The sequence below is a fragment of the uncultured Parabacteroides sp. genome, from assembly GCF_902493135.1.
In the GTDB taxonomy this organism is placed as follows: domain Bacteria; phylum Bacteroidota; class Bacteroidia; order Bacteroidales; family Tannerellaceae; genus Parabacteroides.
This window is the reverse complement of the sequence record NZ_CABUOD010000006.1, coordinates 19,403-33,558: the sequence shown is the minus strand read 5'-3', so window position 1 is coordinate 33,558 and position 14,156 is coordinate 19,403. Positions and strand designations below refer to the sequence as shown.

The 14,156-nt window shown below is 42.6% G+C and carries 22 protein-coding genes; 21 read left to right on the top strand and 1 reads right to left on the bottom strand.

The window, feature by feature from the left end; translation table 11 throughout:
• The 16 genes from RDN79_RS04105 (at position 1) to RDN79_RS04030 (ending at position 9,609) form a co-directional block, all read left to right on the top strand.
• A complete protein-coding gene (locus tag RDN79_RS04105; protein WP_298552680.1) occupies positions 1–1,761 on the top strand; it encodes a hypothetical protein in 1,761 nt (586 codons plus the stop codon).
• Between the two features lie 25 nt (positions 1,762–1,786).
• Complete coding sequence (locus tag RDN79_RS04100) at positions 1,787–1,966, top strand: hypothetical protein (RefSeq protein ID WP_298552678.1); 180 nt, start codon at positions 1,787–1,789, stop codon at positions 1,964–1,966.
• Positions 1,967–2,539 carry a hypothetical protein gene (locus tag RDN79_RS04095; RefSeq protein ID WP_298552676.1) on the top strand — a complete coding sequence of 191 codons (573 nt, stop codon included), beginning with the start codon at positions 1,967–1,969 and terminating at the stop codon, positions 2,537–2,539.
• Complete coding sequence (locus tag RDN79_RS04090) at positions 2,490–3,035, top strand: hypothetical protein (protein ID WP_298552674.1); 546 nt, start codon at positions 2,490–2,492, stop codon at positions 3,033–3,035. The genes RDN79_RS04095 and RDN79_RS04090 overlap by 50 nt, the downstream gene beginning before the upstream one ends.
• 37 nt (positions 3,036–3,072) lie before the next feature.
• Positions 3,073–3,876, top strand: a complete 804-nt coding sequence (locus RDN79_RS04085) for a hypothetical protein (RefSeq protein ID WP_298552672.1) — start codon at positions 3,073–3,075, stop codon at positions 3,874–3,876.
• Between the two features lie 4 nt (positions 3,877–3,880).
• Positions 3,881–4,150, top strand: coding sequence for a hypothetical protein (locus RDN79_RS04080; RefSeq protein WP_298552669.1), 270 nt, complete (start codon positions 3,881–3,883; stop codon positions 4,148–4,150).
• A complete protein-coding gene (locus RDN79_RS04075) occupies positions 4,125–5,111 on the top strand; it encodes a phosphoadenosine phosphosulfate reductase family protein (protein WP_298552667.1) in 987 nt (328 codons plus the stop codon). Before RDN79_RS04080 ends, RDN79_RS04075 begins: the two co-directional genes overlap by 26 nt.
• A 104-nt stretch (positions 5,112–5,215) precedes the next feature.
• Positions 5,216–5,512 (top strand): LPD28 domain-containing protein, encoded by a 297-nt coding sequence (locus RDN79_RS04070; RefSeq protein WP_298552665.1) that lies wholly within the window; start codon positions 5,216–5,218, stop codon positions 5,510–5,512.
• A 19-nt stretch (positions 5,513–5,531) separates the two neighbouring features.
• Positions 5,532–5,936, top strand: a complete 405-nt coding sequence (locus tag RDN79_RS04065) for a hypothetical protein (RefSeq protein WP_298552663.1) — start codon at positions 5,532–5,534, stop codon at positions 5,934–5,936.
• A 101-nt stretch (positions 5,937–6,037) separates the two neighbouring features.
• Positions 6,038–6,421, top strand: coding sequence for a hypothetical protein (locus RDN79_RS04060; RefSeq protein ID WP_298552661.1), 384 nt, complete (start codon positions 6,038–6,040; stop codon positions 6,419–6,421).
• Positions 6,408–6,713 carry a hypothetical protein gene (locus RDN79_RS04055; RefSeq protein WP_298552659.1) on the top strand — a complete coding sequence of 102 codons (306 nt, stop codon included), beginning with the start codon at positions 6,408–6,410 and terminating at the stop codon, positions 6,711–6,713. The genes RDN79_RS04060 and RDN79_RS04055 overlap by 14 nt, the downstream gene beginning before the upstream one ends.
• Positions 6,706–7,356: a hypothetical protein gene (locus tag RDN79_RS04050; RefSeq protein WP_298552658.1), complete on the top strand. Its 651-nt coding sequence runs from the start codon at positions 6,706–6,708 to the stop codon at positions 7,354–7,356. The genes RDN79_RS04055 and RDN79_RS04050 overlap by 8 nt, the downstream gene beginning before the upstream one ends.
• A gap of 165 nt (positions 7,357–7,521) precedes the next feature.
• The gene (locus RDN79_RS04045) at positions 7,522–8,040 is read left to right on the top strand and encodes a hypothetical protein (RefSeq protein ID WP_298552656.1); all 519 of its coding nucleotides are present in this window, start codon (positions 7,522–7,524) and stop codon (positions 8,038–8,040) included.
• Complete coding sequence (locus RDN79_RS04040) at positions 8,037–8,432, top strand: ribonuclease H (RefSeq protein ID WP_298552655.1); 396 nt, start codon at positions 8,037–8,039, stop codon at positions 8,430–8,432. Before RDN79_RS04045 ends, RDN79_RS04040 begins: the two co-directional genes overlap by 4 nt.
• Positions 8,433–8,515: 83 nt before the next feature.
• The gene (locus tag RDN79_RS04035) at positions 8,516–8,722 is read left to right on the top strand and encodes a hypothetical protein (protein ID WP_057256277.1); all 207 of its coding nucleotides are present in this window, start codon (positions 8,516–8,518) and stop codon (positions 8,720–8,722) included.
• A 380-nt stretch (positions 8,723–9,102) separates the two neighbouring features.
• On the top strand, positions 9,103–9,609 hold the full coding sequence (locus tag RDN79_RS04030; RefSeq protein WP_298552654.1) for a hypothetical protein: 507 nt from the start codon (positions 9,103–9,105) through the stop codon (positions 9,607–9,609).
• Between the two features lie 77 nt (positions 9,610–9,686).
• On the opposite strand, the gene RDN79_RS04025 is transcribed toward RDN79_RS04030, so the two are convergent.
• Positions 9,687–11,177 carry an MAC/perforin domain-containing protein gene (locus RDN79_RS04025; protein WP_298552652.1) on the bottom strand — a complete coding sequence of 497 codons (1,491 nt, stop codon included), beginning with the start codon at positions 11,175–11,177 and terminating at the stop codon, positions 9,687–9,689.
• Between the two features lie 281 nt (positions 11,178–11,458).
• Here RDN79_RS04025 and RDN79_RS04020 point away from each other — a divergent pair, with 281 nt between their 5' ends.
• The 5 genes from RDN79_RS04020 to RDN79_RS04000 are packed head-to-tail and all read left to right on the top strand — an operon-like array spanning position 11,459 to position 14,150.
• Positions 11,459–12,055, top strand: coding sequence for a DUF2589 domain-containing protein (locus RDN79_RS04020; protein ID WP_298552650.1), 597 nt, complete (start codon positions 11,459–11,461; stop codon positions 12,053–12,055).
• A 4-nt stretch (positions 12,056–12,059) separates the two neighbouring features.
• The gene (locus tag RDN79_RS04015; protein WP_298552649.1) at positions 12,060–12,854 is read left to right on the top strand and encodes a hypothetical protein; all 795 of its coding nucleotides are present in this window, start codon (positions 12,060–12,062) and stop codon (positions 12,852–12,854) included.
• A 5-nt stretch (positions 12,855–12,859) separates the two neighbouring features.
• Positions 12,860–13,468: a DUF2589 domain-containing protein gene (locus RDN79_RS04010; RefSeq protein WP_298552647.1), complete on the top strand. Its 609-nt coding sequence runs from the start codon at positions 12,860–12,862 to the stop codon at positions 13,466–13,468.
• Positions 13,465–13,695 (top strand): hypothetical protein, encoded by a 231-nt coding sequence (locus tag RDN79_RS04005; RefSeq protein ID WP_298552645.1) that lies wholly within the window; start codon positions 13,465–13,467, stop codon positions 13,693–13,695. The genes RDN79_RS04010 and RDN79_RS04005 overlap by 4 nt, the downstream gene beginning before the upstream one ends.
• 11 nt (positions 13,696–13,706) lie before the next feature.
• Positions 13,707–14,150 carry a hypothetical protein gene (locus RDN79_RS04000; protein WP_298552644.1) on the top strand — a complete coding sequence of 148 codons (444 nt, stop codon included), beginning with the start codon at positions 13,707–13,709 and terminating at the stop codon, positions 14,148–14,150.
• Positions 14,151–14,156: the final 6 nt, after the last annotated feature.

Sequence of the window (14,156 nt, the reverse complement as noted above, 5' to 3'; positions counted from 1 at the left end):
ATGAAACAGAATATAGAAATATACAAAGCGATTGCTAACCTGCCCCAGGAACTCATTACTCCTGAAATTGCGGCTGCCGGTATTGAAGAGGGCGACATAAAACTGCTCGACCATCTTCCTCACAAATACCTCACCAGCGAGATAATCCTTGGCATCATTAAGAAAAATGAGAACTCATACAGTTGGCAGTCTTTCGAGCTTTCCAGCATCCCGGTAGAACTTCGCACGCAGGAAGTATCTGACTTTGCTGTTAATAAGGACCTCAGTAATTTTCCCGACGTACCGGCAGAATACAGAAGCCAACTCATGCTGAAAAAAATAGTGTCGGACATCGACAAAGGCATTAAGTATTTACATCTGATGCCTGAAACATTATGGGACACATCACTTGCCTATGCTGGAGTAAATGATGCCTATTCCTGTCATAGCCAAAGTTACAACAGTCGGGGAAGATATTACACCTCCGGTACAAACGACATCAAAATGGTTCAGGCATTCCTGACATTCGTCCCGGAAGCAATCAAGAACCGGCAATTTTATTATGGATTGTTTACCAATACGAAACTTGCTTCCGAACACATCGACCTGATAACCCCGTTAAAACACAAATCGCGCCCATATTACTTACAAATGGCTACCCGGGAATTCAGCCTGATTCCAGAAAAGCATTACTGCTACGAAATCTTTATGGCAGCGATGGCGGAAAATTCCCAGACACACATAAGCACTCTGCTTTCTGACCCTATAAAATCGTACATGCTTGCTTGCATGGATGATACCATGGCCGACCGGGTAGTAACTGTCAGTGCCGGAAATTTCAAAGATTTGCCCAAAAATTTTCAGACCTCTAAACGCCTTATACTGGCAATAGATTCGTTTACCGGAAGTTATGGCTACAACCTTGTCGATAACTCCTACAGACACCTGTTCACCAAATCTGTTTGTCAGGCATTTATTCGTAAAGACAGGGACTATCCCGAATTTCCTAAAACGATTTGGACGCCCGATTTTGTTGAATACTGCCTGCAATATGGTTCGTCTTTCAACTGGTTCAAACAGATGCCCGCTCACCTGCAAACTCGTGACATCGTGTATAAGGCACTCGACAAATGTTTATCCAATTTGCCATGCGTCCGTCCGGAATTGATTTCTCTTGAACAGGCGCAAGAAATGTTTAGGGATTCCGAATACACACATCAGCACATCCCTGAACACTTCTACACGGATTTCATCGAGCAAACCGGATTACCGAAGGGCTTCTTTGGCGGAGAGACCAGTTTCCAGTCGCTTAGGTCGAACAAGGGAAATTATCGGTATTGCAAGCTGGGACATTGCTACCTCGGAATCTATCAGCACGAACGTTACGGTTCACCATCCCGTCTGATAATGACACGCCGTACCCCTTATTCCATGCGCCCTGAAGTAGTCTTCGACCGCACTATCGGCACCTATCATTCCACATGGCTTGAAAAGCTCATTGCCGATTACGATCCGTGTTTTACCAAACCGGTTATCGCTAAAGGATTAAAAGAATACCAGGTCAATGCTTATTACGGGATTGAAAAAGTCGAAAACTACAAAGGACTTACTATATACCGCAACACATTGCTCGGTGCGGAAACAGGCTATGTGGCAAAAATAAACGGAGTAATAACGCATTACAGTACAATCAACGATTTAAAAGAAACAATAAATGAAACAGAACAAAAAACAATCAATCCCCAGTCCCAGCACCCGGATTTACAACGAACTGCTGTGTAAAGTCGATACCAGCCGGGGTGCGCCTATGGGACGCCCCAATGTCGGCGACCGTTCACAAATCACCGGCCAACGCATCTACTGTCGCCGGGTTTATCTTCCTATCGACGGCGCTTATGATAAAGGCGGTGCTTACTGGGGCTGTGGCGCACCCCTCTACGTCGAGTTCACACTCGACAAATCTTACGTGAACTTTTTTAGAAAATAGATGAAGGTCGAATTAGATGTTTACCGGGTTTGGGGGCAACCTAAAATCCATAAGCCTTCGGCTTTGAAGGGAATAAAACCGGCCTTTACCATACTCTTTCGAAAACGGAAAAATCAGGTATATATCCTCGGTAAAGATATATATGTTTATTTCTTTGACCTTTTTTCTCGTCCACACAGTTTTCCCGATGCAGAAGATATGGCTTTGCCGTTATCTGCACTTCAGAAAAAATATCCTGATTATTTCAATAACATCATCAAAAATGAACGATTCCTGTATGCTGATACATGGGCAACCATTCTTGACCGCAATGAAGGATATGTGAAATTCACAGGGCTGATTACCACAATAGAAGAATGTGGCTATCTGCCCAAGCTCTCCTATGACTTGACATCTGAATTTTGTGAACTGTCAAAGTTGAACCCTCGGTTTGAGGTTAGCGACTTTATCCACTTACATGGTTCCTATGCAGATTATTTCAGATTTATTAACGATATGATTTACATGATAAAAATGCAATACAATGATAACAGTAACAGCAATATTCGGCGAAGATACCGTAAAAGAATTTGAAACCACTGGTCAAATCCCTTCCGATAAATGGCTGATGGATAATGGCGGAATAGTCGATGAAAGGACATTCCGCACACAAGAAGAATATAAAGCCTACATGGAAGGTGTTAATGACACTGCCGAATGGAGTGGCTCTTACTTCTTTAAACCGGAAATTACGCCAGACTCAAATACCCCGGCTCCCTCTTTTGCTAAAAGAATCTCAACACTTAGAAACGAAATCCGGGCTTCCATTATCGCAGCTTTGGAAGATAACAATCTGACCGAACTCAACATCAGTGATGCCACCGACCCGACCTATGTTATCTGGTACGATAACGACAACGACCCTCACGAAGGGCAGGCATTAGAAATCTGTTACGATGGCAAAGAACTCTCGCTTAAAGTCGAAAACGAAGGCGCCCCCATTACAATATATGAAGATGATCCGGCATTTGAAAGCCTGAAATGGCTCGACAGCATACATGATAACGTACAGGAGGCCCTTACCGCTTAAAAGAAATATTATCAATGATTCCTAAATCACAACGTATATGACATTAATAACAAGATTCAATCAATTACAGAATGACGTTATCGCCAAATTATCGGCAATCACGGACCGTCCTGACGGTTGGTTACCTCACCTCGTCTTTGTTGAAGAAGAAAGCGAAGACCAAAACAATCATGGCGCACCTGTGTACAACGCATACCGGCTTGTCGATTTCAAACCGGACGGTAGTTGTACGCTGCGAAATACAATTACCAATGAAGATGACACAGAACGGCATCTTTCGGAAATCAATATTGACTGGTTAATGACTGTGTTGAATTGGTACGGAGAACTGGCTACCGATAAAGATATTGACCAGCCTCTTCCAAAACCGTCTTGCGCAGGATTTAAGCAAGGGGATTTAGTATGTTTGAACGAAGAAGCCATACAGCAGATACGAAGAGGTTTTGGTGATGCTCCTGCCGAGTATCGTAAAACCATGCTGTTGGAAGTATGCGGTTCCGAACTTGATTCCGGCATTGTTCGGGTTAAAGATATTCGTGAAGATGATATTCAGGAATTTTCGGCTGAATACCTACGCTTATTTTTGTTTAAAGACGAACGTTGTTTCCTGACAACATCCGCTATGTCACATCCCGGTAAGGAACTGTCTGTTTTCTTATACCCGTTAGAACGAATGGACCGTGATGCCACTGACGAAGATATTATCGCAGATTGGAAGAGTGATGAAGAGCATGATATTCCAACCAGAAAACTTACTCCCGATGAATTTGCAGAAGAATGTAACGATGAGATGTTCGCCGATCAAGTGTATTGGGTTCGATTTATCTACTATCAATCATAAAGTTATGGCAAAAAAATCAAATACTGCAAAAGTACGCCGCCGCCCTTCAATGGACGACCGGATAAAGGCGCTTCTTAAAGAAGGGCCGCTGGTAGCCCTGTATTTTAATGTTGCCGTGAGTGTGCTCAAAGAGCATATAAGTAGCATGACAGACGAAGAATTGGGAAAAATGTTCGAGAACCTTCTGCATCCTGAGCGAATCAGAGGGAATATTGAGGATATGTATAATAAATTAAATAACATCAAAGATGAATCAGACTCTCAATCTCCATAGCTACGACCGCTACATCGTATCCTTCAGTGGTGGAAAAGACTCTACAGCTTGCTTCCTCTACCTGCTCGACAATGGCATTCCTTTGGAGAAAATCGAACTCTGGCATCAGGATGTGGACGGACGCAACGATACATACTTCGATTGGGAAATTACTCCTGACTACTGCCGTCGCTTTGCCGAAGCATTTGGAGTTAAAATCTACTACCAATGGAAAGAAGGCGGTTTCCGTCGGGAACTTATGCGTGAAAACACGTTGACAGCTCCCAACTGTTTTGAATGTCCCGACGGTACTATCGGCAAAGTGGGAGGGAAACGGGGAAAACGGACTACCCGCCGCAAATTCCCGCAGTGTTCTCCCGACTTAAAAGTCCGCTGGTGTTCCGGTTATCTCAAAATAGATGTCTGCTCTGCTGCTATCATCAACCAATCCCGGTTCCGGGGTATCCGTACCCTGATATTATCCGGGGAACGGGGTGAAGAATCCGCAGCACGGGCTAAATATCCTATTTTTGAACCTGACCGGGCAGACCTTCGTAATGGAAAGCAATTCACCCGGCATGTGGACCGCCTGCGTCCCATTCGGGACTGGAAGGAACAACAGGTATGGGACATCATCAAACGATACAGGATAAGAGTACATCCTTGTTATTACTTGGGCTGGGCACGCTGTTCCTGCAAATTTTGCATTTTTGGCAATAAAAACCAGTTTGCCAGTGCAGCACTGATTAGTCCCGCTCAGATTGCCGAAGTGGTTGCTTGCGAAAAGGAATTTAACTGCACCATCAAGCGTAACACCGATCTACCTACTTTAATCGCTTCCGGTACTCCCTATCAAACAATCACTGAGGAATTAAAACGGTTGGCTATCGGTTACAATTACGACCAACCGGTTATTCTCCCACCGGATGAACCGTGGATACTCCCCGCCGGAGCCTTTGGCGAGAACTGCGGGGCAATATAATCAACAAAATATAGAGCTTATTCACCGATTTGAAAGAATACATCCGTATTCTACACCCCGGACAACAATCAAATATGATTAATAACCTTTTTAAAAAAACAGTTATGACAAACATTCAGGAAGAAACTTTCGAAATTTTAGAAATCAACGACATCGAAACCTTGTTCTCTAACGGACGCATCAACAGAAAAGAGGTCCCGGCTGTTTTTTTCGTTTACGACATTCGTTATGATGACGAGGGCGAAAACTTGGCTACCATCGAACCTCAAGTAACAGTCAATCATGCTGGTACGATTATCACACGGCAAGAAATTCCGATGACTTGCGAAAGTTATACACCCATTGAAGATTATAACTTTACAGGAGAAGAAACGACTTTGCAAGAATGGCATAACCAGTAATCAAACAAAAAAAACGACTATGGAATTTAACCCGTTAATTGATGCTTACCGGCAACGACTCGAAGCATTCCACAAAGAAATTGAAACAATCTGCGCATTGCCTGGTGGTGCGCAGAAAAAGAAAATACCCGTTTCTCCAAGCTATCAGGACGAAGTTATTATCCCGGTGTACCGTAGCTTGGCAGCAGAAATGCCTGGCTACAAAATTAAGATACCCAATCCGAAAACCTATTTTCCGATAAAAGGCTATTATAGAATCAAAGTCGGCATTACTACGGTGGGAGGTTTTTCCACCCCGGAAGGAAATGACTTCTCGCTTTATTTTACCCCAATGCGACATGCCAATCCCACCGGGAAAAGAAATAAAATCAATACCACCGAAGAATTGGTGCAACTAATTAAGAACCAATTAGAAACAGAGTAAATAAATTCATAAAAAAGCACTATATTTGCCTATCCTTTCGCATGAAAGAATTGAACCAACTCTTTCGTTTGCAAGCAAATAAGTGCTGATATAATGTATATATGGAAGAAATGAAGAAGAAGCTAATGACCAAAGAACTCTCTCTGCTTTCAACGATTTTGAAAGTGGACGAAAAACTTCTGATACAGGTAAGATCTGTTTTAGACGTAAAAAAAGTACGCCGGATACTCATTGAGAGGGAATTTCAAGATGCTGTAAAAGAGGGAAAATTCCAGAAAAAACAGATAATCTCGGCATTGATGATAAAATATGATATATCAAAAAGCGGTATCGAGCATATCATCTATGCCACTGTCAGCAACAAAGAAAAATTTTGTACCCGTTGCGGAACAGGCATCAGTAAGTACAAGTGGACTCGCAGCAAAGGTGTTTGTGACAATTGCATAGCAAAAGAAATCAATCAGCCTAAAAATGAAAAAGCATAGCACCCAAAAAGCATTCGCTATAATGAAAGAACGGAGGGGAAAAGACACCATTATCCTGTTCCACAATGGTGACAACTTCGAAGCCTACGAAAAAGATGCGCAAATTATAGCTCGTGAACTCGGATTGGGAATAGCTGTCAGAGAAGACATGATGACGGCCATTTTCCCACAGGAAAAACAGGAAGAATACTCAAATCTCCTGCTCGACAAAGGATATGCTGTCTGCATATCCGAAATGCGGGATATTTCTGGTAATTATATCACCGATATAGCCATAGAAGAAGATGAATAAATTAGTCGAAGCTATCAACAAAGGATGTCTGTTAGTCGGACTGCTCGGCGGAACCACGTCCATGATTATACTCATTGTGATTATCGGACTGGTCAAAGAATGTGTCGGCCCCAAGGAAGACCCTATGGACGTTAGTAATATGAAACAAAGGGAATGTTACGACCGTCAATACCTGATCGATTCCACCAGGGTCGGTTTTGAACTGGTCTGGTACACCACAAATACCGTGACTCCAAAACGTTTGAAAGAAATCCAGAACCGGCAACCTATTAGAAAAGCGCAAAAGCAACTGCTGCAAGAAGCACCGGGACATTTCAATCACGATTTCTTCCACACTGACATTTACGATTTTGCCAGATATGCCCGTCAGTTCGATGTTGATCCAGACGTTCGGCTCGTAAACCTCTTTGTCTATGGAATGGCACTCGAACAACAGTATCTCCAGCCCAACCCAAATCTTCCGGACGGTTGCACAGAATACAACACCTCTACCCAACAAGGCATCCTCTACCTTGAAGAAAATGATATTTATCCCTATAATCCAAAGGCAGGTCCCACATATAGATATTGGAAGTGTTGGCGAACTTCCACAACGGACGAACGTTACACCCATTTTACCACCTCTGAATATATACAGAGATAACCCTTCCGTTCTCTGTATATATCACCCGTAACATGCAGAAAATAAGTGCAATAAATATTTGGCAAGTTGCCGTAAATACCCTAATTTTGCTCTTCGTTAGAATAAAAATTGAAAGAAAACAAGTTTGTAAATTGAAAGAAAAAAGATGCAACAGATGGTTTAAAAATGACAGTAGAAAAAACGCAGATTAAATTTGCGCAGTCGGAGTCCACAGGTGAGCTGATAGGTTTTGTATCCCGTCACTCCAAGACTCAAAAATTGATGGGTGTTCGTGAGGACTCCCGTTTTGGTAAAAAAATATGTGTCCTTTCCGAAGAACTTAAGGGCACAGTACAACCAAACAAACTATACGCCGTTGAGTTGAAAGCCATGCACAATGGTTCCGGGTATGTGGTCGTTTCGGCAACACCCATACTTTTCAACGCGCAGGTAGATACTCTGATTATACCCAAAAGTATCTACCAGGTTACGGTTACTTTTGGATTAAAAACTATTTTCTTTGACCCCAAAGACGGAAAAAGTGCTTCCAGCCGTACCTTAGCCGGAGTGATTAACCTGATCAGGCAACGGGAAGACATCGAGAATCCTGATGCAGTAATCGAAAGCCTTACCCGACAAGCAACCCAGCTTGTCCGAAGAATGGAAAACGACGGGTATATAGTTCCAGACTTTACCTTAAAATGAACCGCCCACAAATAGGCATTGCAACGGATGGGGCCCATTCAATAAAGAATGGGCTCACCCGTTACAGGGCCGTAGATATAGCCACGGGCAAAGAACTGTTCTGTGTACATCTGGGCAATCAAACCATCAATATAGGAGAATTTCTGGGTGTAGTCGAAGCCGTGAAGTACATCATTACTAACAACTATCAACCTCGGATCATCTACACCGATAGCATGACCGCTATCGCATGGTTTAATGCCCGGAAAACAGCATCCGGAAAAAGGCTTACCGCTCTGAAAAAGGCAGAGATATTTCTCAAAACCTTTGCTGCCGGGATAAAAGACATCGAGGTTAAACACTGGGACAATCGGCTATGGGGTGAAATCCCTGCCGACTTCAACGAAAAATAAATTGATTGATTTTAGATTGTTAATTTGAACCCCGCTTCTCCCTGCTGTGAAGCCCGGAGAAGCATTTTAATTCAAAAAAGAATATGGCAAAAATAAAATCGGAATCATATAAATACATAACAATCAAAGAAACCGAATACCTCCAACTGGTAGAAAACACCATGATTGTTGAAGCACTGAAAATAGCCGGAGTAGAACAACTCCCCATTTATCAGGCGGTCCGCCGCATTTTAGACGATAAAAGAATAGAAATTCACATCAAACCGCTCTGTACCCGATATTCGTTTTAAATTTGTACTCTCAATATACTTTTCTCTTTCAGCAACTTATATGTTCCGGTTTGAGAAATAAATAATAGACGAATATGGTCATGTCAGTGTTAATCTGTATATTTGCGACTGAAAACAAGTTGATGATGCAGTATATCAATGGATATCTGCAACTATATAACATAACGTTCGCAGGACGTCTCACTACGGAAACTGGCACTTTTCAAAAGAATAGAGGCTATTGCGCAATGTCTATGCTATACTTTGGTATGGCGTGGATTTGCGTGCTTCTATTCTTGGGTATGCCAGTACCCCGTAGTGGAGCAACGTGGGTTCACGCCTTTTTTTCGTTCTGCACTAATCTTAATTTGGCAAATCCATTAAAATATAAAAATAGAAATATGAAAACAATTCACTTGTTTGCCGTCTTATCCATAGATGGATTTGACGTACCGGCAAACTCAGATTGCAGTTTTATTGAAAGCCATTTGAACCTTTTTTACCAGAATGCAAAAGCAATTTTAGCGGAAAAAGAAGACATTCCACTGTTGGCAAATTATTGCAACAACTCATCCACGACCAAAATATATGTGATTGAAAAAGACACTCCTTCTCTTCGATGCCGGGTTTACTCCAGAGGTTTACCGGGGAAAGTATTATATCCACTGAGCAAATTACAGAAAGGAACGACTGGATATATAGCCGTTGCCCGTAATAACACTAAATTAATAACCGGCTTATTGGAAAAGAATCTGGTAGATAAAATGGATATTTACATTCATCCAGTATTAGAAGGCAAGGGAAAAAGTTTTTTCTCTACGCAGACCGCATGTTCCAGATGGAAAGTAAGACGTTGGGGAATGGATACGGAATCAGGTATAATCATGTTGCATTATGTAAAAGAGTAAATGGCTATATTCCCGGATAGACATAAAAAAGAGTACCCAACTTTTGTGCTGAGTACTCTCCCGAAATGGATTATTCCTTAGATTTTGTCCTTCGTATAAATACAATGTACATTATCGTGGACAAGCCCTTTGTACCAGTCACAACCACCGGTAGCCCAATTTGTACAATTGGAAGCATCTTTTGAGGTACGTCTGTTGCCTTCCACATCGACACCGAATCCAGAAATCAGATTATTTTCATCTATTTGTCCGTTTTGTTCAACCGGACAAATCCATATCACATTGTCATCCAAACAACCGGTAACACCTTCATTAGCATGATTCCCACGTGTTATCCAAGGAGAAGAATAGCCGTTCTTTCTATTGTCAAATTTGATTTCACTCAAACCACCTGCGCTGGAATATGCAAAGGCGTAATAGAAATAGAAGACGCCTTTTTTCGAACCTTTCACATGGCGCATGATTTCTTCGTCAAGTTTATAGTATGTACGCAGAACACCTCTGAAATCAGTCTCTTTAATAGTATCTTTAGCATCTCCTTTATTATTAAAATGTCTGCCGAATACATCAATAATAACCTTTTTGCTTTTTCGAACCGGAGTGATATTCTCTTTCAGATATTCATCATACGCTTCTTGCAACTTTTGAACTCTTTCAGAATCGCTGACAATCTGCCAGATAGGAATAAGCCCGGGATCGTTACTCGTGCCAGGCATAATATACCCGATAAGAGCAATGGTGGTAGGATTCAGAAAGTCCATTCCTGCTTCCCATTCTGCGAAAGTACTCAGGTTCCCTCCACCAATACTTTGAACATATTCCTTTTTGTTTGAGTCCTTTCTACAAGATGTGTAACTTTCATCGTAACCTTGTCCTAATGCTACTCCTAAGTCGCCCAAACCATTTTCTGATGAGAATTTTCCACTCAGATTACAATCAACTTGTGTAGCTATTTCAGTTTCTTGGTTGATAGACTCACGCATATAGTAGTATTGGTATCTACATCCAAAGATTGCTTTGGTTATAATATGAGTACCATAAATATCAAAGAGCTTTTTCAACTTCTTTCTGTCATCAGTTGGATATTCAACTTTCCCATTGACAGCAATACCTGCAATGTCATGCAATGCCTTATCTTGTATATAAGGGGTAAGGTCAGTAACAGGTTTGAGATTAACTCCCAACGCTTTCCCGAGGAATATGCGAATGCCATATTCATAATCATCAGTATTTTTCATACCGTTATTTGTGACTGCTTTCAAAGTGTTTTTAAAGCCAAGCGTGTTAATGTCGAGCCCAAACGCTTTGTTTACATCACTTGTAACTTGGGTATGGCTTTCGCCTTCAATTTTTAATGAACGACGATCAGAATAGGTGTCTTTTTCAAGAAGATTGTCAGCTTGCAATTTTTCATAGTTCAAAATTGCAGTCTGTTTGTTTCCTATTGAGTTTGTGATATTTGTTCCAAACCCAAATCCATTTTTAACAACCTCGCTAATTTTTGCAGGGTCGATGTTTTCCGTGTAATCATACTCGTACTTTACCTCGAATTTTTTTACTTCATCCATAACTTTAATTTTTTAAAAGTTGAACAATGTGTTATTTCTTTTTGCAAGCTCACGGTGGCAAATATACGGCCTGAACAAACCCGCCCCAACTTATCTTACCCAAGTCACTCTTTCTCTTTCCCAGTGACTTCATTAGCCACCGAGTGTATTTCCAAAAGCTAAAAACCGAGGTAAAAACCATTGGGAAATAGATTCTGTCATTAGGTAAAAAAAGAAAGTCCATCTTGATTTTCTGCCTTACTTTTAGCGCAAGACAAACCTATTAACAGAAGGAGGTATTTATGATGACAGACAATTCTTTATCACAACAGACGGCTGATTCGCGTCGATCCCTGCCGTTCGGAAGTATAATCGGTGCCCCGCTCAAAGCATGTATCGAGGCACAGGCAATGGCCGCGCAAACCTCATGGAAATTCATCGAGGAAGTCGGTTTGCAGACAGATCCCCAAACCGGCGAAAAGGAAGTGGTAAACGTTTCCTTTATATTTAAGCATCAGGGACAGACCTCGCAAGTCAGTATTCCTTTGCTTACTATCGTACCGGTTCCTTATCTGGCCGTCAAGACGGTCGATATTAATTTCAAGGCAAACATCACCGCCTCGAAAGCAACCGAAGTAAGTGAAAAGACAACGACCGAAGATGAAGGGAACCTGACCGCAAAGGGCAAACTAAAATTGGGAGTTTTCAGCCTCGATACCCAGTTTCAGGCAAGTTACTCCAGCAAAAAGGACTCAAAATCGACACAGGAATCCCGTTACAGTGTCGAGTACACCATGGATGTTGCTATCAAAGCAGCCCAGGACGATATGCCTGCCGGACTTGCCAAGATGCTCGAAATACTTGATAAAGGCTTGGAGGTTATTCCCGTAAATCAATAGCACCATGGCACAACTACAATCTATCATCAGCTCCGTGCTTCGTGATGTGCTGGTGGCGCAACACGAGGCAAACATCTATTCCATGTCCTTATGCGAGTCTTATCGCAAAGACGGGCATACAGAATTATTTCCTCTGCCTGCCATTGCTATCGGCGAAATGGAATTAGAAATACGATACGGCATCAAAGCCGTAGCCGCACAATCGATACAATTTGAAATCAATTATCCTTTGTTGCGGAAGACTGTGCGGAAACTCACCGCGCAATTGGCAAAAGTCATGCTGGAAAGTATAATCAACTCTATTCTGTCGTCACCTCTGGCTGCCGATAAGGAAAGGATAAAACTGATTGAACAGCTATCTGCCCAAACGGAAATCAACCGGAAGTTCTCTTCTTTCCTCGACCAGAAATTGCAGGACTCGGTAATCGGTCAGTTTACCAATCTATTGAAGGATGACGGGGGTATCAACTCGAAAGTCCTTCGCAGTTGCGTGATGCAGACCGGAAATGAAGAGCTCCTTTATCATCCCGAATTGATAAACTTATTTGAAGGGGCCGAGGGGCAGAAATTACGGAAACAAACCTATACGGATTTGGAAAAGAGTATGGGGGATATTATTCCCCAGTTGATAAAAGAAGTGAATTTCAAACGGAAACGTATTTTCCCCTCCGTCGATGTGACGGTAGCGGCAGACGAACTGGCCAAACTTCCCGAAGAGTGCATACAGAGCTTCCGTTTCAAAGTGATACCCCGGAATATGCCGTTGAATCTGACGGATGTCGGGGAAGATAATGATTAAAAGCAATGGGAGATAACACGAAAAAAATAAGTAGTCAGGTGATGGAGCTGAAAGATTTGATTTCAGGACCATTAATCGCAACTGTTGAGGCCGACTCCGCTTCTTCCCGGCAATATCTGGACTACCTCTTTGAAATAGGTTTTGAATCCTACAGCAAGGAAACGGGAGAAGTGGGCAAACTGCGGATGTTGACCTTTAACTTCATGCAAAGCAGCCATCAAGGACAGACACGGCAGAAAGTCTGCATCCCACTGCTTTCGCTTGTCCCGCTTCCCCTGCTGCAAGTGAAGGAAGCCGATTTCGACTTCGAAATACAGATAATCGACGCTGTAAAAGACGAAGCGGAAAAGACGTTCTCGTTGAAAACCGGTGAGGTGCAACAAGACGGCACGGATGATAAAAAGATGAAGCTGCGTGTCTCTATCGCTCCTTCTATCGGTGAAGGTACTGCCAAGACAACCCTTCAACAAGGGTTGACGGCCAACATGAAAGTAAAAGTCAGAATGCAACAGGCCGACTTACCGGGTGGATTGGCAAACCTGCTCCACCTCACGGCCAACAATATGACTGTTGAAGAAGAAGAAAATAACGATAACAACAACCGGCAACCATGAACCAGCGAAATCAAACGGTAAAAGAACCGGGACTGATGTGCCCCGTATGTGGCAAATTCATCCCCACCACTGTTGCGGAACTGCTTTCCTGCCGTGGTTTGGATTGTCCCTCCTGCGGACTGCATCTGGAAATCGACCGGGCACAGTCGCAAAAAGCCCTCGAAGCCTTGCAACAGTTAGACCGGGCTCACATGCGGGTAAACAGTACAAGCCGGTTCAACCGATAAACTAAAAAACGATGGTAACACTATTAATGCTATGGAGGTGGGCACTCCGGACTGTCTATGTCTTCTGGGAAAAATGCTCTTTATATCTCTACCAGAAACGGCTGACGATATGGCTGGCATGTAATGCAGGCAACCGCATACGCAGGGGGTGTGGCAAAAACAGATGGAAAGTGGAAATCGCTGATTTCACGGATGCTTACCTCTTCTTTATGAGGCTGGCGAAAATCCTGAACAGTGAAATCGAAGCCCACAACGGCATGGAACAGGTCTTCTATACCTGCAAATTACCGGGAACATCCGGAACATTGCTGTTGCAGGAATGTCCGGAACAAAACGGCACTTTCGCTACCATAAAAATGCAGGCGAATGTGTCTCACGTGTGGAAAATCAAAATAAGTTTTATTCGGAAACAGCACAAGGAGAATAAAACAACAGGAAACGATATACATATATAAATCAGA